19 protein-coding genes are annotated in these 18286 nt (G+C 35.6%); 11 read left to right on the plus strand and 8 right to left on the minus strand.

From position 1 onward, the window contains the following. Positions 1-82 precede the first annotated feature (82 nt). Entirely contained in the window at positions 83-1144 is a 1062-nt protein-coding gene (locus tag ABEB31_RS14855) for a phosphatidylinositol-specific phospholipase C1-like protein (protein ID WP_347052417.1), read from the minus strand. A gap of 212 nt (positions 1145-1356) precedes the next feature. On the opposite strand from ABEB31_RS14855, the gene ABEB31_RS14860 reads away from it, so the two are divergent. The 5 genes from ABEB31_RS14860 to ABEB31_RS14880 all read left to right on the plus strand — a co-directional run bounded on the left by ABEB31_RS14860 (position 1357) and on the right by ABEB31_RS14880 (position 8883). Next, positions 1357-1932: an RNA polymerase sigma-70 factor gene (locus ABEB31_RS14860; RefSeq protein WP_347052418.1), complete on the plus strand. Its 576-nt coding sequence runs from the start codon at positions 1357-1359 to the stop codon at positions 1930-1932. Between the two features lie 167 nt (positions 1933-2099). Beyond that, a complete protein-coding gene (locus tag ABEB31_RS14865; RefSeq protein ID WP_347052419.1) occupies positions 2100-3023 on the plus strand; it encodes a FecR family protein in 924 nt (307 codons plus the stop codon). 72 nt (positions 3024-3095) lie between these two features. Continuing rightward, the gene (locus ABEB31_RS14870; protein WP_347052420.1) at positions 3096-6380 is read left to right on the plus strand and encodes a SusC/RagA family TonB-linked outer membrane protein; all 3285 of its coding nucleotides are present in this window, start codon (positions 3096-3098) and stop codon (positions 6378-6380) included. Between the two features lie 5 nt (positions 6381-6385). Next, positions 6386-8155 (plus strand): RagB/SusD family nutrient uptake outer membrane protein, encoded by a 1770-nt coding sequence (locus ABEB31_RS14875; protein WP_347052421.1) that lies wholly within the window; start codon positions 6386-6388, stop codon positions 8153-8155. Positions 8156-8514: 359 nt separating this feature from the next. Next, entirely contained in the window at positions 8515-8883 is a 369-nt protein-coding gene (locus ABEB31_RS14880; RefSeq protein ID WP_347052422.1) for a SpoIIAA family protein, read from the plus strand. 66 nt (positions 8884-8949) lie between these two features. Here the strand turns inward: ABEB31_RS14880 and ABEB31_RS14885 are convergent, their stop codons facing one another. From ABEB31_RS14885 to ABEB31_RS14895, 3 genes are read right to left on the minus strand one after another with little or no spacing between them, the layout of a single operon-like run. After that, on the minus strand, positions 8950-9225 hold the full coding sequence (locus ABEB31_RS14885; RefSeq protein WP_347052423.1) for a PrgI family protein: 276 nt from the start codon (positions 9223-9225) through the stop codon (positions 8950-8952). A 28-nt stretch (positions 9226-9253) separates the two neighbouring features. After that, positions 9254-9652 carry a hypothetical protein gene (locus ABEB31_RS14890; protein WP_347052424.1) on the minus strand — a complete coding sequence of 133 codons (399 nt, stop codon included), beginning with the start codon at positions 9650-9652 and terminating at the stop codon, positions 9254-9256. 28 nt (positions 9653-9680) lie between these two features. Beyond that, positions 9681-10163, minus strand: a complete 483-nt coding sequence (locus tag ABEB31_RS14895; protein ID WP_347052425.1) for a hypothetical protein — start codon at positions 10161-10163, stop codon at positions 9681-9683. Positions 10164-10494: 331 nt separating this feature from the next. On the opposite strand from ABEB31_RS14895, the gene ABEB31_RS14900 reads away from it, so the two are divergent. From ABEB31_RS14900 to ABEB31_RS14925, 6 genes are all read left to right on the plus strand, one after another. Continuing rightward, positions 10495-10977 carry a CinA family protein gene (locus ABEB31_RS14900; RefSeq protein ID WP_347052426.1) on the plus strand — a complete coding sequence of 161 codons (483 nt, stop codon included), beginning with the start codon at positions 10495-10497 and terminating at the stop codon, positions 10975-10977. A gap of 139 nt (positions 10978-11116) precedes the next feature. Next, the gene (locus ABEB31_RS14905) at positions 11117-11836 is read left to right on the plus strand and encodes a DUF1963 domain-containing protein (RefSeq protein ID WP_347052427.1); all 720 of its coding nucleotides are present in this window, start codon (positions 11117-11119) and stop codon (positions 11834-11836) included. Positions 11837-11845: 9 nt separating this feature from the next. Beyond that, complete coding sequence (locus ABEB31_RS14910; RefSeq protein WP_347052428.1) at positions 11846-12595, plus strand: DKNYY domain-containing protein; 750 nt, start codon at positions 11846-11848, stop codon at positions 12593-12595. Positions 12596-12603: 8 nt separating this feature from the next. After that, positions 12604-13191: a hypothetical protein gene (locus ABEB31_RS14915; RefSeq protein WP_347052429.1), complete on the plus strand. Its 588-nt coding sequence runs from the start codon at positions 12604-12606 to the stop codon at positions 13189-13191. Between the two features lie 91 nt (positions 13192-13282). Continuing rightward, entirely contained in the window at positions 13283-13762 is a 480-nt protein-coding gene (locus ABEB31_RS14920; RefSeq protein WP_347052430.1) for a TlpA disulfide reductase family protein, read from the plus strand. 9 nt (positions 13763-13771) lie between these two features. Then, the gene (locus tag ABEB31_RS14925) at positions 13772-14383 is read left to right on the plus strand and encodes a thioredoxin family protein (protein ID WP_347052431.1); all 612 of its coding nucleotides are present in this window, start codon (positions 13772-13774) and stop codon (positions 14381-14383) included. Between the two features lie 142 nt (positions 14384-14525). On the opposite strand, the gene ABEB31_RS14930 is transcribed toward ABEB31_RS14925, so the two are convergent. The 4 genes from ABEB31_RS14930 to ABEB31_RS14945 all read right to left on the minus strand — a co-directional run bounded on the left by ABEB31_RS14930 (position 14526) and on the right by ABEB31_RS14945 (position 18173). Continuing rightward, a complete protein-coding gene (locus ABEB31_RS14930) occupies positions 14526-15752 on the minus strand; it encodes a PQQ-dependent sugar dehydrogenase (protein WP_347052432.1) in 1227 nt (408 codons plus the stop codon). 334 nt (positions 15753-16086) lie between these two features. After that, a complete protein-coding gene (locus ABEB31_RS14935) occupies positions 16087-16380 on the minus strand; it encodes a DUF3861 domain-containing protein (protein WP_347052433.1) in 294 nt (97 codons plus the stop codon). Between the two features lie 15 nt (positions 16381-16395). Beyond that, the gene (locus ABEB31_RS14940; protein WP_347052434.1) at positions 16396-17127 is read right to left on the minus strand and encodes a LytR/AlgR family response regulator transcription factor; all 732 of its coding nucleotides are present in this window, start codon (positions 17125-17127) and stop codon (positions 16396-16398) included. Further along, entirely contained in the window at positions 17124-18173 is a 1050-nt protein-coding gene (locus ABEB31_RS14945; RefSeq protein ID WP_347052435.1) for a sensor histidine kinase, read from the minus strand. Before ABEB31_RS14945 ends, ABEB31_RS14940 begins: the two co-directional genes overlap by 4 nt. Positions 18174-18286: the final 113 nt, after the last annotated feature.

Consider the following 18286-nt stretch of genomic DNA (forward strand, 5'->3'; position numbering starts at 1 on the left):
CGATAATTGTTTCAAGTTTCAGGTTTTGTTGGAACTTGAAACCTGAAACCTGAAACTTGAAACCTGAAACAAAAAAAATCAACTATTTCCCATTAACAGGATTAATTCTCTCATAACTTCCATCATCAAACTTAATCTGATAAGGAGAATTAAAGAAAGTACTTGGCAGATAATAATCGGTTGTGATGATTTGCGCACCAGAAGCTTTTGCCTCATTGAAATGAGTATAGTCATTTTTTCTGGCTTCTTTGGTATCGGCATCGGCTCTCGTTCTTATTAAATACCCTTTTTTAACTAAGACAGCTATTGAAGCGTCTTCGGGATTGTTTCGGAATAAAGCAGCTGCTTCCGGTTTTCCTGGTTCGGCGTTAATGAAAATAACACGTCCTTTGAGCGAAGGATGATTTAAAGCGTATAAATCTTTTTTGGCTCCGTTATTATCCAGCATAAATAAAAATTTGCCTCTCGCTTTTTTAAGTGTGGGCCAGTTACCGTTTAAAACTGCTTCTTCCAGCGTTTTGTATTTTCCGCGAATATTATCCGGAGTAATAATTTTATTTCCTAAACCTTTTCGGAGTTCGTTGTCTAAAGCTTCAAAAACTTCAGCCGTAAATTCTTCGGGTTTTGTTCCAAAGAAATTGCCTTCTCCGTCTTTTGGTTCCAAAGTAATAAATACCGGAACGTGATTAGGGTTGGCGTCAGACCACTTTTTCAATTCTGCCAGACAAAGCTGCAGCGTGTAGCAGGAAGTTCTAAAATCGATATCGGGCATGTGTAGCACTTTAAAACCTGGTTTTTTCATTTCGCCTTTCGGGTCGTACGCTGCTTCAGATTTTGCAATATCCAATCCTTTCGGATGCGCATATTTACCGCCTTTGACATCGGCCAGAACATCGATTTCCAGATTGCGAAGCCCTTTGTTTAATTGTTCGGTGAGACCAATATGGGTGTATTGAAGACCTTTGAGTGAGCGTGCAGTATCTTTTGCCTGAATGATGTTATACAATTCCGGCTCAATTGCCTGGCGATAACTGTTGTGAGAACCAATAACCTGAAGCTGATTGATTTTGATATTTTCGTCTTTTACCTGAGCGTTTAGATTTACTGCGCCGGCAAGAAATAAAGTAAACAGAATTTGTCTCATATTCTAAAAATGTAATTGTTACAATTGGATGTGGACGCATCAAAAGAAAATTCCATTTTGAGAACTGCTAATTTAAAAGCTGTCCCTGATTTGTATGTTAGTTAAAGAAAAAGAAATCGCAAAATGATTGTTTTTTCTTCTTCAAAATAGTAGTATTTATACAGCAAAAAAAATCATTTATTAATTCAAAAATAACATTTGCGCAAAAAGTTTTGGCTTTTGATTTTATTATTTTACGATACGAAACCGTCTGTAATAACCTTATGAATAATCCGGAAATTTTTGAGAAAACGTATAATGACTATTGGAAAAAACTCAACGCCTTTTCTTATACGATGACTCAGGATAAAGACCTGGCACAGAATATTGTTCAGGATGTTTTTGTTGATTTGTGGGAACGCAAGGAAGAACTTCATATTAATGCCATTGAACCCTATTTATTCCGTGCAGTAAAAAATCAGGTATTTAAACATTACCAGAACAACCGTTTTGATAAGACTGTTTTAGAAGAAAAATTTGAAGACTATATTATTGATAATTTTTCTGCTATAGATACTGAAGTTATGGATCTGCTTTATTCTTTATTAGACAAACTGCCGGAGAAAAGAAAAGAGGTTTTACTCATGTATAAATTTCAGGATATGACAATCGATCAGATTGCAGATGAACTTGGAATTTCAAAACAAACTGTAAAAAATCAAATTTCTTCTGCTGTCAAACAACTACGTGAAGGCTTGAAAGACTTGGCCTGGCTGGCTCCTTTTATCATTTGCAGTCAAAAATTTTAAGATAACTTTTGCTTGATGTTTTCATAATATCCGGCGATAGTACGATTTTACTTTTTAAGTACTTATTAGTATAAAACAGCAAACTGTGATTGCAATTTCTGTTTTGACATTTAGAATCAGAGCATTTTTTTAAAACTGATTCAAACGCTAAGAGTATAATAAGTATTATGATAAGAAGAATTAAACATAGTTTAGAATATTTACTGGATAAAAGTTCACGCAGCAAAACTTCTGCCGCAGAAGAAAATCTTTTGAATGATTTTGCTTTCGGCGAATATCAAAATGCAAAATGGAATGATGCTTTGATGGGAAATCCGGAGAAAGTGTCTCAAAATATATACGACGGAATTCAGCTTCGCATCGTGAAGAAGAAAACTTTTAGTCCGTTTTTAAAATATATGGCAGCTGCCAGTATTCTTTTTCTTGTTGGTTTAATGTTTCTGTACAAACCAAATGTTTTAAATGAAAAGCAATTGACATTTAGAACGTCATCGATTCCCAAATCTATCCAATTAAATGACGGCTCGAAAATTTATCTGGCAGCAAACTCATTATTTCAGTATCCTGAAAAATTTGAAGACGGCGAAAGAAAAGTTTCCTTATTAAAAGGAAATGCATTTTTTGAAATAACCAAAGACAAAGAACATCCTTTTGTTATTAGTTCTGGTGAAATTAAAACTAGGGTTGTAGGTACTTCATTTCACATTCAGCTTTCCAGACAAAACTGCAAAGTAATCGTGGTAACAGGAAAAGTGAATGTTACCGGAAAAGGGCAGAGCGTAGACCTTCTTCCAAATGAAGAAGCCTTATTCGAATCTCAAAAATTAAGTAAACAACTGGCTGATAAATCATTTTTAGTCAATTGGTATTCTACAGATGTCACACTCAACGAAACCACTTTAAAACAAGTAATCAGCATTTTACAATATAAATACGGAGTTTCATTTCAATATAAAAATGAAAAAGTATTAGCAACACCGTTAACGGTATTCATTAAGAAGGACGCAACATTAGAAAATGTTTTGGAGCAAATAAATTATATCACCAACCTAAAATTTAAAGTTTATGGCGAAATAGTAAAAGTAGATTAAACAGAAAAGCAGCTGCTGAGAACAACTGCCTTTAAATAAATTAAGTATCGTAAAAAACCAATAACTTAAATCATGTATTTTAAAATTTCCAATCTAAATCTAACGAGAATACTCTTTTTAGTTTCACTAACGCTGTGCTTTCAAAGCGGTTACAGTAAAACAGTTGATCTAAAAAAATCAAAAGTAGAAAATAAAACAGAAAAAGCAACTCTTGTTACTATTTTTTCGAAACTAAGCAAAGAAACAGATTATAAATTTAGTTACGGTCAGGCAATTATTGCTGATAACACTGTATATACAGTTAATTTTGACAGTAAATCAATCGCTGTTATCTTGAGCGATCTGTCTAAAAAAGCAGCTTTCAATTATAATATTAGTGGGAAACTGGTTTTAATTCAGAAATCGGACATTATTAAGACAGGTTCTGTAAAAGCGGCAGACAAAGTAAAGGTAAAAGGTAAAATTGTTGACGAAAACAATGTACCAATTCCGGGTGCTTCCATTGTTGAAACCGGAACTTCAAATTCTACCATATCTGATTTTGATGGTGTATTTGAACTTACCATTGGAGACGGAAAAACGATTAATGTTTCGTATGTGGGTTATAAAACCAAAACGGTTACAGTTCAGGCAGGGTCAATGACGATTCAGCTAGAGCCAAACACGGCAGAACTAAATGAAGTTTTGGTTGTGGGTTACGGGAAACAGGCTAAAAAAGATGTAACCGGAGCAGTTACGCAACTTCAGGCAGCGAACTTTAAACAAGGGGTAAATATTTCTGTAGATAATTTAATTCAGGGAAAAGTAGCGGGTGTGCGTGTTGTGAATACGAGCGGTGAGCCCGGAGCAGGAGTAAATGTTACGATTCGCGGAGTCGGATCTATCAGAAGCGGAAGTACGCCTTTGTTTGTTGTAGACGGTGTGCCATTGTCTAATGACGATGTAAGTCCGTCGGGAACCAATGTTGGTTTTGGGGCTTCGTCTGCAAAAAATCCTTTAAACTTTTTAAATACAAGTGATATCGAATCGATTACAGTATTAAAAGATGCTTCTGCAGCTGCGATTTACGGAGCAAGAGGTTCTAATGGTGTTGTTTTGGTTACGACAAAAAAAGGATCAAAAGGGGAGGGAACCTTAACTTTTGATTCGTATATGGGAGTTTCCACAGTGGCAAACAAACTAGATGTTTTGAGCGCTTCAGAATATAGAAAAGCCATTAAAGATCCTGCTTTTGATCACGGCGGAAATACAGACTGGCAGGATGTGATTTACAGATCGGCAATTACGACAAACAATTCGCTTTCTTTTTCGAAACAAACAGAAACCGGAAATTATTTTGCGTCTTTGGCTCAAATGAATCAGGAAGGTGTGGTGCGTAACAGTAACTTCAAACGTATTTCTGGTAGAATCAACGCTGCTGAATCATTTTTGGACAATAAACGTCTGAAGGTAAAGATGAACCTTACAGCAAGTGAAACAAAAGACAACGCTGTTCCTACAAGTGATGACGGAGGTTCTAACGGTCAGCTTATTGTGCATACCTTAATGGCAAATCCAACAAGATCGGTTTTTGACTCTAACGGAAAGTACACCAATTTTAATATGAATGCTCATTATAATCCTGCTTATTTATTAAGTATTTATGATGATGAAACGCGCACTTTAAGAGTGCTTGGAAACTTAGAAGCTTCATTAAGAATTATCGACGGATTAGAATATAAACTGAACATTGGTATCGATCGTTCTATGGCAGAAAGAAATACCACAATTTTTCCAAACCTGACCGATTTAAATCCGAAAGGAAAATATGTACAGAATAATTTAGAATCTAAAAATTCATTGGTTGAGCATTATCTGACTTATAATGTTTCTTTAGACAAAAATAAAATTGAAGCGCTGGGTGGATTTTCATATCAAAAATTTGAAAGATCGGGTACTGCTTTTAGTATCGACGGAATTTCAAATCAGGGGGTTGGTGTACCGCCATCTATAAATCCTGGTTTTGCAGGAACACAATCCGGAACTACTGGTTATGCTCAGGAAAATGAATTACAGTCGTATTTCGGAAGATTGAATTACAGTTTTGACAATAGATATTTATTTACAGCGTCTATGAGAGCAGACGGATCTACACGATTCGGAAAAAATAACAAATACGGTTATTTCCCATCATTTGCTTTAGGATGGAATATTGCTAACGAAAGTTTCTTAAAAGATACTAATGGTCTTGATAATTTAAAATTAAGAGCAAGTTGGGGACAGACAGGAAATCAGGAAGTTGAAAATAAAATTACACAGGCAAGTTATTCATTATCGGGTGCTGACGGTTATTATTTAAATAATGATTTAACTCTGGTAAACGGAATTACGGTAAACAGAACCCCAAATCCCGATTTAAAATGGGAAGTTGTGACACAATACAACGTAGGTTTAGATTTCAATTTATGGAATGATAAATTCTACGGAACGGTAGATTATTTCAACAAAACAACAACCGATGCCATTTTAAATGTACCGTCTCAGGCTTTAAGTCCTACCACGACGATCTGGACCAACATCGACGGGAAAATTGTAAACAAAGGTGTTGAGATTATGTTAGGATCTAAAATTGTGGACACTAAAAATTTCTCATGGAATATTGACGCCAACGGTGCGACTTTAAATAATAAAATCGAAAATCTTCCGGTTTCAGAAATCCTGACGGGAACTATTTCGGGACCGGGACAATCTGGTGTAAATGCTAATATTTATAAAAGTGGTTATGCTGCGGGATCTTTCTATTTGTTGGAACACACTGGTTTTGATGCCAACGGAGCTAATATTTTTAAAGATCAGAACGGCGATGGAAAAATTGATAACGGCGACAGAATTATTATCGAAGGCGCTTTACCAACTTTTTATTACGGATTTAATAGTGATATGAGATACAAAAACTTCTCTTTCTCCTTCTCAATCATCGGGCAGACTGGAGGTTACCTTTTGAATAACACAGGCTTAAATGCTTTGAATATTAATAACCTGGCATCAGACAGAAACGTTGCTACAGGATATTATGAGTCGGGAGCAAACGCTGCAAACTCTCCAATTTTATCTACTTTATTCTTAGAAAAATCAGATTTCATTAGATTAAATACAGCGCGTATTGGTTATAATTTTGATTTGAAAGGATTGAACTGGATCAACGGTTTAACGCTTTATGTAACGGGAAATAACCTGATTACGATTACCAATTATACCGGTTATGATCCGTTAATAAACAGTCCGAAATCAAACGGAGGAAACCAGTCAATAGGTATTGATTACGCAAGTTACCCAACATCCAGAACGTTCAGTTTTGGAGCAACTTTAAAACTATAATTATTATGAAGACAAATACAATTTTCAATATAAAAGCACTGACAATTTTTTCTTTCATCTGGCTTTTTGCAAGCTGTACCAATCTTGATGAGGTTGTTTTAGATGAGGTTTTAGGAGAAAATGCATCTAATCCTGCCGGCGCACTTGCGGCAGCTTACGACAGATTAGGAGATGGAACTTTTGTAGATCATGGCGGTGTTTTTTCTTTACAGGAATACACGACAGACGAAGCCATTTTGCCAACGCGTGGAAGCGACTGGGGAGATGGTGGAAAATGGAGAGACATGCACGAGTTTACCTGGAAATCTGATAATGCCATTGTGGTGGACAACTGGAACAAACTGACTAACGGAATTACACGTTCGTTAACTGCAATTCAGTCGGTGGAAGAAAGTTCGATTCCGGAAAAGAAATTATATTTAGCTGAAGCTAAAGGACTTTTGGCTTACTATTTATATACAACTTTAGATTTGTACGGACAAGCGCCTTTTCGTGATCCGATGAATCCGAATGCGCCTTTACAGATTTTAAAAGCAGATACGCAGATCGATCAGTTAATTAAAGATGTAGAAGCTTTAATTCCCGATCTGGCCAGTATGGGCGAGCAGTCTACACACCACGGAAGATTTACAAAAGAAGCAGCTTACGGTTTCCTGAGTACGATGTATTTAAATCGTGCTGTATTTAAAGATCGCTACAACGCCTCTTCGAATTTTAACTTTAACGAAGCTGCCGTTACTGGAGGAGGAACAGATATGGACCGTGTGATTTATTATACGTCATTACTGATCAATTCGGGGAAATATAGTTTGGAAAGCGATTATTTTAAAAACTTCGCAAGAGATAATGAAAAAGGAAAAGAACTAATTTTCGCTATTTCACAAAAAATCGATTACATCAGAAACGGTTCAAACAGTTTTGCTTATGTGTGTATGGAGCGTAACCAGAGAACTTCTGCTGCTAACAGAGGAACAAATGCGGCTTGCACAACGCCGGAGTTTTTTGCAACCTGGGACGGTAATCATGACGATCCAAGATTTCAGCAAAAATACCAATATGCCGACGGAACATGGTTTAAAAATGATGGAACAGATGTAAGTGTTCCTGCAACCGACATTATACCTAAAAGTGCCAATTTGCCGTGGTTTCATTTTAACAGAGGAATTGAATTTGGACCTCAATACGGACCAGTTTTATTAGCTTCGGGATCTTTGGAAATGGTAAACGGACGTATTAAAGTATCTCCGTTGGTTATGGAAAAAAGCACTACTACAAGAATGGATTTTACGCCTTCGTTAACTTTCAAAAATCCTGCACAAGCAGTTTTTGCACAGAATGAAATTAATCAGGGAGCCCGTATTTTTAAATATGAATTTGATCCTGAAGGCGGAAACGGTAACAGTAATGTTGATATTCCGTTATATCGTCTGGGCGGAATTTATACGATGAGAGCCGAGGCTTATTTCAGAAAAGGAAGTACAGGTCTTGCTCTTGAAGATTTAAACAAATTAAGAACAAGCAGAAAAAGAGAAGCCTTATTTGGAGGTGTTGCGGGAAAAGCTTTAACGTCAATAGATCAGACGATTTTATACAATGAAATTGGTTTCGAATTATATTGGGAACTGTACAGAAGACCACAAATGATCCGTTTCGGAAAATTTGATCTGCCGGGAACTGCAAAGTCTGCTTCTCAGCCTTTTAGAAGAATATTTCCAATTCCACAGTCTACAATTGATGTAACTAAAGAATTTATTCAGAATCAAGGATACAATTAAGTGTTTGTGTTAGTTTATTTTTATTTGTTTTCAAAAGCCTGTTTCGAAAGAAATGGGCTTTTTTTTACTAAGTTACTAAGTTACTAAGTTACTGAGTTACTGAGTTACTGAGTTACTGAGTTACTGAGTTACTGAGTTACTGAGTTACTGAGTTACTGAGTTACTGAGGTGCTGAGGTGCTGAGGTTATCGTAGTGTTTTGTAGAATCATACTGTCTGTGTGATGTTCAAAAAATATAAAAAACGGCTTCTAAAATATAAGAGATTACGCTCATTAAATGAGTATATTTGAGATAAGATATTGTGACTTAGTTTATTATGCTAAGTCATTTTGTATAAAATAATTTCAAAAAAAATACCATGATACATCAAATTGACACAACCGATAATATCGTAGCTTTTAGAGCATTGGCAGAAGTGACCAAAGATGATTTTTTAACTGCAGTTATCCCTGCCGTAGAGCATTTAGTAAAACAGACAAATGAGATTAATTTTCTTTTGGTTTTAGATACCGATATTAAAAATTTTACTGCAGGCGCGTGGCTTCAGGATGCGCTGTTAGGTCTTAAGCATTTAGGAAAGTGGAACCGTGCTGCAATTGTAACCGATACAGAAGAAATAATTTCTTTTACAAACGGATTTAGCTATGTCGTTCCGGGAGAATTCAGAGGTTATAAAAAACAGGAATTTAATAAAGCTTTAAATTGGGTTGAGGGAAATATAAATTAATTTTAAAAACTCATTCAAAAAAAAACAGCGCTCAAAAAGCGCTGTTTTTTTATTTGAAACTAAAGTTTAGTGGTTATATTCAATTCCACTGCTTGCCTGAGCATCATTTTTTTCTTTTGAAATCTCACAATATTTTTTATATCCTGCAGATGCCAGAATAGGAAGAGCCAATCCTCCAACTATTGCACCAGCTTTAGGATGACCTGCTTTTTTTAACACAGCAGAAGCGATTAGTGCACCCACTCCGGCGCAAACCATTTGTTTAACAGATAAATTTTTATTTTGCAAGGTTTCAGGAGTTATTCCGTGTAATAGAGGATCTATGAAATTTAAATTTTCCATGATGTAATTTATTTAATTATAGTTATTTTTAATTTTTATTGCTTTCACTTTCAGTTTCGCTCGTAATTTTTTCAATTTCGACCTTTTCTTTTTTAATTGCCTGACGCAGCAGCGCAAAGAGACTCATGTAAACATTTGCTGCAAAGACCAGCGAAAAGCCTGCCAAAATATAGCCTCGCCAGTCCATTAACAAAAGTTTATAATCACAGAGGATCAAAAATCCGATTGTGACATAATGGCTAAAACAGTATTCACACGTAAGAAGATAAAAGAACTTTCTGGACAAAAGGTATTTGCCGTTTTGGGAGCGTTTGACGCACCATTCATGTGGTTCTCTAAAAATTTCTTCGTGTGTCACAGTCCAGCTTATGCAAGCAATCGGAATTGCAAGTACAAAAAGCCAGACAATTTGAACTGCTATAGTCATATTTAAAATTTTAAACCCGTTTTAATTCTTATTCTCTGGTATGGGTATCAGGATAATGCTCTGCGTCGAAGTCGTCTAAATTCTCAGGTGCATCATTGTCTTTTTCAATGCTTCTTTCCTGATCAGATTCGGCATCAGATTCGTCGCTCAGATCATTTTCTGTATCGTCGTTGGTAATGGCATCATCTTCATTAACAACTCTTTCCTCATTCGGAATGTTTTCAGATCGAATATTGGTATTCGGTTCAAAATCGCCGAGAGGATGTTTCGGATCTTCAATAAACTCTTCCTGATATTGATACGGATCTTCATCTCTTGCATAATTGTCATTGTCTACAAGAGTATTTTGTTCGTAGTAATCGGGATCGCTTTCTCCAAATTCCGGATTTTCATGTTTCTTAGCATCTTGTTTATACTGGTCCTCATTAGAACGTGTACCATCTACAAGAGTATTTTGATCGATATAATCAGGGTCAAATTGACCATAATCATGGTTGTTTTGATTTTCCATAATACTTTATTTTTTAGATTACTATTTACCAAAGAATTGTTTACGTCTGTTGTAGAAACATCAAATTGTAAATCAGTTTTTCTACGGTTAGATTGTTATTTAAACTTTTACTTATGCCCCGTTATTACAGTAAATTATTTCTATGGCTTATATATTGAGAGCTTTTTCAAAGTTGCTTTTTACAAATTTATCGACTTGACATTCGTTACTCCTTACAGGAAAATAAATTTTAGTTGCATAATTAACAGTTACTTATAATATAAGCATTGTAGGAAATTATATAAGATTTCGTTTTAGTAACTTTTTACATTTGATAAAAAAATTAAATAATATGGCATCAGATAAAGTCACCAAATGTTGTAAAGTCTTAATTGAAAAAAACCTGACTATTTCATTTGCAGAAAGTGCTTCTGCAGGAAAATTGTCTTATGAATTTTCTACTGTAATTAATTCCGGACGAATTTTAATCGGCGGAATTGTTTGTTATCATATTTCCATGAAGGAGGATTTATTGCATATTCCCTGGGGTACGATCGAACAATATACAGCAGAATCTGCAGAAGTTACCAAATTAATGGCACAGAACTTTCATCGTTACATTAATTCTGATATATGTGTTGCCCTTACAGGATTAACTACGCCAGGCGGAAGTGAAAGTGAATCTAAACCCGTAGGCACCATCTTTCTACATATCGTTTTTGCAGATAAGGAAATTTCAAAACGTTTTGAATTTAAAGGTTCGCCCGAAAGTATCATTGATCAGGCAATTGATAAAGTGGCAGATTTGATTTTGGAGGAAGTTACTGCTTCATAATTATTTGTAGCATCTTACAGCACTCCTTTTAGTCCCAATATGATCTTTATAAAATAACCCTTTGAAGTAAAGTAGTTTCAATCTTACAATAATTACGTATTTTCACGTTGATAAATTAAACGCCTTTTAAAATAAATATATGAACGAAACTTTCGATATAATAGAACTTCGTCCCGGAACCAAACATTATTACGGAGATAGTTTAGAAATGCCCGATATTCTTTTGCAGGACGGACTCCTGGTAAAAGCCGGCACATTAGATATTCCGTTGGGGCATTCCCGTTATGGCGGCCCCATTGCCGATCTCCCAAAGGATTTTGAATATCCTGAAGAGCTTCGGTTTGCAGCACAATTAGATCTGAAACAAATTGCAGTTCACGACACTTCCGGACTATTACCGAAAACCGGTCATTTATTCTTTTTTGCAGATCTTATAGAAGAAAGAGGTTTGGTTGTTTATAAAGATATTGATAAGAGCGAATTAGTGCGAATTGTCAAAGACCACGAAGACCACTTTTTTGAAGGTGTTTTGATAAAAGAAGCTTTTAAAGCAAAAGAAAAACTTTCCAGCCGTTATCGTATTCCTCAGGATGATTATGAAGAAAAAGAGGCCAATGAAGAAGGTGTTCTATGGGACTATTTTGAAGGAGGTGAAACATCCAAAATCTTCGGAATCTTTACACATTGTCAGGCACACGAAGAAGAAATACTCGAAGTCGTACATTCTAATAAAGTTGTGCTGCTGCAAATTGGCGAAAATGGCTTTAACGACGAAGGTGTTTTTAGTGTTTTAATTGACAGGGATGATTTGAAAAATTTGAATTTTGATAATTGCAGTTTCTTTTGGGGACAGTCTTAAAATAAAAGAATGATAAATGAATTAGGTTACGGCTACAAAATCATTGATAATAGTTTTATTCTATTTTATGAAAGCGAGGTTTTCAAGAAATTCTACAAAACTATAGACTTTGAAACTTTCAAAATTGCAGCGACAAATGCAGAAACAGGGGAGGATTATGCTTCGACAATTTATTTCGAGGATAAAAATTATGTTTATCTTCAAAGTGCATTTTGTAATTTTTGTATTGTAGAAGATGCCCGTCCAAAGGATTTTAAGGTAATTGACATTCAGAAAGGCTATGCGTTCTCTAATGGAAATTATTACCGCCACAATGATAAAATGCCTTTTGATTTTAGTAAAGCAAAATATCTGAATGAGTATTACGCTGTCGCGGATGATAGACTGTATTTTGGCGACTCCGTTCTTATTGAAAATGTCGATATTGCATCATATAGAATTCCAAATCCGGACTTAATTGGAAATCTCGGAATGGATAAAAAGCATGTTTTTTTTAAAGGTAAAATAATTCCAAACGCTAATCCTGAGACATTTAAATTTTTAGAAAGCTGTCTTGACGGAACTTATTATCTCGAATGTGACAATGCTTTTTATGCCAAAGATGATACACAGGCTTACTTTGTGAGAACGATAAGCCAGGATGTAAAAATTATTAAAACCAAAAGCCTCAGTGATTTTCATTTTAAAGTCATAGACGAAAGAGGATATGCTTTTGATAAAGAATACAGTTATTATATGGGCAAGCGAACCAAATTATAAAAGAATTCATGGCAGTATATAAGTTTGAAGAAGTATTAAACGACCTGATGGATTATTTCATTTTGGGAGATGTTGATTATTTGATGCAGTATAAAATAGAAAATGATTTGCCAGATGATCTGCTCACAGAATTCACCACCAAAGAAACAGGCGATCAGGTAGTAGAAGAAGGTGTAATGATACCGATGATCGGAATTGAAAATTATCCTTATGCCGTTTATTTTAATCTTTCAGATGATATTCCTGAGTTACTAAAACCGGGAAACGATTTGCAGCATCAAAGGGATGGATATTGCCTGAAGGTTATGAACGGTAGAATTTATTTGTATACCATTCCGTATCTGAGAAACTTCACATTGGAAACGATTGGCGCATTAAAGAAATTTAAACAGGCAACAATTGAACTTCCAAACGGCTTTTACAGTGTCTCTGTTTTGGCTGGCTTAACCAGACAGGAAATTGAAATAAAAACGGAATCCGGAGAAATGACTTCGATAGAAGAAATGGAACCAACTTTTGAATTCCTGATTAAATCCGCTGTTGAAAAACCGGATTTCACGGCCGATTTTAATTATCAGTTTCAGGTACAAATTTAAGAACTGGCAAAACTCATTAAATTTTCATTAACAAAAATATATTTTACATTCGTTTATATTTGTAAGAAACAATTTAGACGTAAGAAACTATATGAAAAATATATTTTTAAAAACTACTTTTCTGCTTCTGCTGCTTTCTTCACTAAGCGGATTTAGTCAGAATGTGAAATTACTCAACATCAATCAGCTTCAGGAAAGAATCAAAAACGGAAAAGACAGTACCTATGTGGTCAATTTTTGGGCTACCTGGTGTGCGCCGTGCATCAAAGAATTACCTCATTTCGAAAAATTAGCCGCAGAACATAAGTTTGAAAAACTGGCTGTTTTACTAATAAGCCTTGATTTTAAATCAAAACTGGAATCGAATGTCATTCCTTTTGTTAAAAGAAAAAACTTAAAGAATGAGGTTTTTCTGCTGAACGAAAGCAATCCCCAGGAATTTATTGACCGCATAGATCCAAACTGGTCGGGCAGCATACCGGCAACACTTTTTATCAAAAACGAAAAAAGAAAATTTATAGAAACTGAATTTACTTACGAACAATTATTAACTGAATATAAAAAACTGTAAACCATTATTATGAAGAAAATAATCTTATTACTAGCATTGGCATTTTCTGCTTTTCTATCTCACGCACAAAATGCAACACTAAAAGCGGGTGACACGGCGCCGGATTTCAAACTAAAAAATATCGACAATAAAGAAGTTTCCTTTGGCACTTTTAAAGAGGCAAAAGGGTATATCGTCGTTTTTACCTGTAATACCTGTCCGTACGCAATTGGTTATGAGCAAAGAATTATTGATCTGGACAAAAAATTCAGACCACAAGGTTATCCGGTAATCGCTATTAATCCGAATGATCCGGAAGCTTCTACAGCTGATACTTTTAGCAAAATGCAGGATTTGGCTAAAGAAAAGAAATATCCTTTTCCCTATTTATTTGATGCAGGTCAAAAAACTACAGATGCTTACGGAGCAAAACGTACACCTCATATTTTTATCGTTTCTAAAACAGCAAAAGGAAATGTGGTAGAATATGTAGGAGCGATTGACAATGATCCGGAAGGAAATAATCCACAAAAAATAAAATATGCAGAAGATGTAATCGCATCTTTAAAAAGCGGACAAAAACCAGCTATTACACAGACCAAAGAAATTGGCTGTACGGTAAAAAGAAAAGCAAAAGCGTAAAGGTGTTTTTTTTGGTTTCAGGTTTCAAGTTTCAGGTCTATACTGTACGTCAAACTTGAAACCTGAAACCTGAAACCAAAAACTCTTAGAAATACGAAACGCCCCATATTGGGGCGTTTTTGGCTGATATAAGTGAACAAGTTTACTTTTTGTCTATTCGATAAAGTCTTCCTTGATCGGTAACGGCGTATAATGCTTCATCTTTTCCCTGAGTGATATCTCTAAATCTTTGTCCTTCTCCGGCTAATAATCTTTCTTCTCCGGCAACTTTATTATCTTTAAATGCTAAACGCACAATATGCGTGGCGCTTAACGAACCAATAAATAGATTGTTTTCCCATTCCGGGATGCGTTTTCCTTTATAGAATGTCATACCACTTGGCGAAACAACAGGATCCCAATAATACACAGGTTGTTCTAAACCTTCTTTTTGGGTAATTCCTTCTCCAATTTTCGGCCCGTCGTATTCAATGCCGTATGTAATGGTTGGCCAGCCATAATTTTTTCCCGGACTAAGTCTGTTAATTTCGTCTCCACCTCTTGGACCATGTTCACTTTGCCAGATTTCTCCCGTAGAAGGGTGAATTGCCAAGCCCTGCGGATTTCTGTGTCCAATTGAATAAAGTTCCGGTAGCGCGCCTGCACCTGTAAAAGTCGGATTTCCGGTAGCGGCCTGCCCATTTGTAGTAATGCGAACCACTTTTCCTAAACTGCTGTTTACGGCTTGTGCCAATGGACGCGTTTCTAAAACAGAGCGCTCTCCAATACTTACAATTAAGTTTCCTGATTTGTCAAACAAAACTCTTCCTCCATAGTGAAGAGTACTTGCGTTAGGCGTGTTAGAACGATAAATTACGGTTGCATTTTCTATAGCCGCGTCGTTACTTGCCAGTTTTCCTTTCGCTACAGCGGTAATATTTCCGCCAGAAACCGCTTCAGAAAATACCCAGTAAATCATTCGGTTGGTTTCAAAAGCAGGATCGAGGCAAAGACCTAATAATCCGCCCTGGTTTGCAGGATTTACGGCCGGGATTCCTGTAATAGCATTTCCGACAACTCCGGCCTGAGTGACAATTTTCATTGCGCCCCCTTTTTCAGTTACTAACAAACGTCCGTCAGGAAGATACGCCACTCCCCAGGGAGCGCTTAAACCGTTGGTGATAATTTTAGATTCGTATTCTGTGGTAGTCTGAATACTTCCTGCACGTGTTTGTCCGCTAAATGCCGGTGCATAAGTGGTGTTTGCCGGTTTGGTTTCTACAGGCGGTCCTGTAGGTCCGACATTGGTGTCGCCGTCTGAATCGTTATTAGAACAGCTGCTTAGAGCGATGATTCCGGCGAGTAAAAAAATACTTTTTTTGATGATCATAATGCCTTCATTTTTAATAGTTAGAAAATAGATTTGCATTATCGAAAGACCGAACCGAATATCTGGAGAAATAGTAAATGAAAGTTTAATGAAATTCTCCGTCTAATATTCAATGAAGATCGCCTAAGTGAATATCCGGATTACCTGAAAACAGAGAAAAACTCCTGTAGGTTAAATCGTTTTTGAAATGCACTTAGTGGGACATGCATTGTTTTGAACGGAAAATTGTTGTAAAATATTGCGGGTAAGAATTATATTATTATTTTATTAATAAAATTTTAACTTTTATACATTTTCTGCAACCCTGCGGGAAGTCCCGTTTTTAAAGCACTTCTTAAAGATTTTTTAGTTTTTTCATAAAAACAGGAAAAACTTCATTCAATTCATCAAAAAGTGGATTTTTACGATGTTTTAGTTTAATCTCACTGAACAATTTTAATCCTAAAGCAAACTGAACAGCTTCTGACGGATCATCAAAAATGTTCTTTTCTCTGATTCGCTCAATGATTCCAAAAATTTCATCATGATTATCGAATTCAATTCCCAGTTCTTTTGCCGGGTGTGTTTCTCCGTTTGCATATTCCTTAAGACTTAAAGTAAGGTAATATTTGTTTGATTTTTTTTGCATAATAATGGTTTTATTTTATCGCAGCCATTTATCAACCATGACTTTAAAAGCCTCTTTGTATTGTTCTCCAACAGTAATCTCTATTTTATCAATAAAAATGGAGTTCTTACTTATGGCACTAATTTTATCCAGTGAAACAATAAAAGAACGATGTACACGCATAAATTTTGACGAAGGCAGTTTTTCTTCCAGCGCTTTAAGCGAAATCAGCGAAAGCAGTGCTTTTTGGGAGTTCTCAAGATGTACTTTTACATAATCTTTCAAACTTTCGATATAGCAGATCTCCTTTAGTGAAATTCTGACCCACTGATATTCTACTTTCAAAAAGATAAACTCATCATCTGCCGCTACTGTCTGAAAAGAATTGGAAGCTTCTTCATATAATTGTAAAACTTTGTTAGAAGCCCTGAGGAATTCTTCGTAGCTAAAAGGTTTCAGAAGATAATCTACCGCGTTTACCCGATAACCTTCAATAGCATAATGATTGTAAGCTGTAGTAAATACGATTTTAGGAATTGGTCCCGGCTGATCCTGTAAAAGTCTTGCCAGTTCCATTCCGGTTAAATTCGGCATATTAATATCCAGAAAAACCACATCGGGCTGTTTTTCGCGAATAATGCTCATGGCATCAACTGCATTGTCGCAGGTACATGCCAACTCTAAAAATGGTGTTTGCTGTATAAAGGTTTCGACCAGTTTTAAGGCTAAAGGCTCATCATCGACTGCTATGCATTTTAATACGGTCATTTTTCGAGAGTTATTTTTAATTTAATTTTATATTTTCCGTCTTTAGTTACACCAAACTTCATAAAATGCCGATTAGGATAAATTAAATGAAGTCTTCGTTTGGTGTTTGTTAATCCGATTCCGCCTTCCTCTGAAACTGTTGTTTTTTCGAAAAAAGTATTTTCAACTTCAAACTCCAGATTCGTATCCTGCTGAGAAAGTTTAATAAAAATTTCACTTTTATCTGTAGCATGAACACCATGTTTAAAAGCATTTTCTACTAAAGGTAACAATAACATCGGCACAATGGGATGATTGTCTAATTTTTCCGGGATTTCTGTTATAATACTCAGTTTACTATTAGCACGAAGTTTCATTAAAGCAATAAAATCTCTTAGAAATTCGACCTCCTTTAATAATGTAGTTCGTTCGCCTTCTGTACTATACAAAAGATATCGCATCATGCGGCTCAAAGTATGCAGGGCATTTCTGGAATCTTCGATATTCGTATAAGTTAAGGAATAAATGCTGTTTAATGAATTAAAGAAAAAATGCGGATTGATCTGCGCTTTTAACATTGCCAGTTCGGCCATGGTTTTGTCCTGTTCCAGTTTCTGCTTGTGCTGTGCTGCCTTCTGCCAATGAGTTAACATGGCCCAGCTGGTACTTATTCCCAAAACCAGAAGGTTTAGTGTAAATACATAATTGTCAAAATACGGATTTCGGTATTTTGTAAAGCCAATTGCAATACTAATCTGATTGTGAAGATCGGTCTGAGAGGTATAAAAATAGGCGATCAGCTGCATCGTAAAAATCGTCAGGAAAGCCCAGAGGAGAAAAGGAGAGGTATTATCTTTAATGATTGTTTTGGGAACTATAATTTTTGCTGTGGAATAAAAAATGATAATAAGTAAAAACAGGATGATGCTTTGCCAAAGCCAAAAGGCCGGCGGAAGCACAACGTTCCAGGTTAAAGGAATGTAAAACAACATAATATAACCTAAAAGAAGCCACCCCAGAATATGTAATCCGGTAAATAAATAAGGTCTGAGGAAGTTGATAGTCATAATAATTTGAGTTATTCCGGACAATATTACATTTTATTTACATACAAAATTTGTGCAATCGCCAAAACCGAATTTAGAATCTCTAAACAGCATTTTACAGCCGACGAGGAAAA

It is taken from the genome of Flavobacterium olei, assembly GCF_039749035.1.
GTDB classification, from domain to species: Bacteria; Bacteroidota; Bacteroidia; order Flavobacteriales; family Flavobacteriaceae; genus Flavobacterium; species Flavobacterium olei.

Coding starts and splice junctions, on each gene's coding strand:
- ABEB31_RS14945 (WP_347052435.1), bottom strand. CDS start 18,173: ATGACTATCAACTTCCTCAGACCTTATTTATTTACCGGATTACATATT.
- ABEB31_RS14870 (WP_347052420.1), top strand. CDS start 3,096: ATGTATTTTAAAATTTCCAATCTAAATCTAACGAGAATACTCTTTTTA.
- ABEB31_RS14915 (WP_347052429.1), top strand. CDS start 12,604: ATGGCAGTATATAAGTTTGAAGAAGTATTAAACGACCTGATGGATTAT.
- ABEB31_RS14885 (WP_347052423.1), bottom strand. CDS start 9,225: ATGGAAAATTTAAATTTCATAGATCCTCTATTACACGGAATAACTCCT.
- ABEB31_RS14880 (WP_347052422.1), top strand. CDS start 8,515: ATGATACATCAAATTGACACAACCGATAATATCGTAGCTTTTAGAGCA.
- ABEB31_RS14910 (WP_347052428.1), top strand. CDS start 11,846: ATGATAAATGAATTAGGTTACGGCTACAAAATCATTGATAATAGTTTT.
- ABEB31_RS14875 (WP_347052421.1), top strand. CDS start 6,386: ATGAAGACAAATACAATTTTCAATATAAAAGCACTGACAATTTTTTCT.
- ABEB31_RS14855 (WP_347052417.1), bottom strand. CDS start 1,144: ATGAGACAAATTCTGTTTACTTTATTTCTTGCCGGCGCAGTAAATCTA.
- ABEB31_RS14920 (WP_347052430.1), top strand. CDS start 13,283: ATGAAAAATATATTTTTAAAAACTACTTTTCTGCTTCTGCTGCTTTCT.
- ABEB31_RS14930 (WP_347052432.1), bottom strand. CDS start 15,752: ATGATCATCAAAAAAAGTATTTTTTTACTCGCCGGAATCATCGCTCTA.
- ABEB31_RS14890 (WP_347052424.1), bottom strand. CDS start 9,652: ATGACTATAGCAGTTCAAATTGTCTGGCTTTTTGTACTTGCAATTCCG.
- ABEB31_RS14895 (WP_347052425.1), bottom strand. CDS start 10,163: ATGGAAAATCAAAACAACCATGATTATGGTCAATTTGACCCTGATTAT.
- ABEB31_RS14905 (WP_347052427.1), top strand. CDS start 11,117: ATGAACGAAACTTTCGATATAATAGAACTTCGTCCCGGAACCAAACAT.
- ABEB31_RS14900 (WP_347052426.1), top strand. CDS start 10,495: ATGGCATCAGATAAAGTCACCAAATGTTGTAAAGTCTTAATTGAAAAA.
- ABEB31_RS14925 (WP_347052431.1), top strand. CDS start 13,772: ATGAAGAAAATAATCTTATTACTAGCATTGGCATTTTCTGCTTTTCTA.
- ABEB31_RS14865 (WP_347052419.1), top strand. CDS start 2,100: ATGATAAGAAGAATTAAACATAGTTTAGAATATTTACTGGATAAAAGT.
- ABEB31_RS14935 (WP_347052433.1), bottom strand. CDS start 16,380: ATGCAAAAAAAATCAAACAAATATTACCTTACTTTAAGTCTTAAGGAA.
- ABEB31_RS14940 (WP_347052434.1), bottom strand. CDS start 17,127: ATGACCGTATTAAAATGCATAGCAGTCGATGATGAGCCTTTAGCCTTA.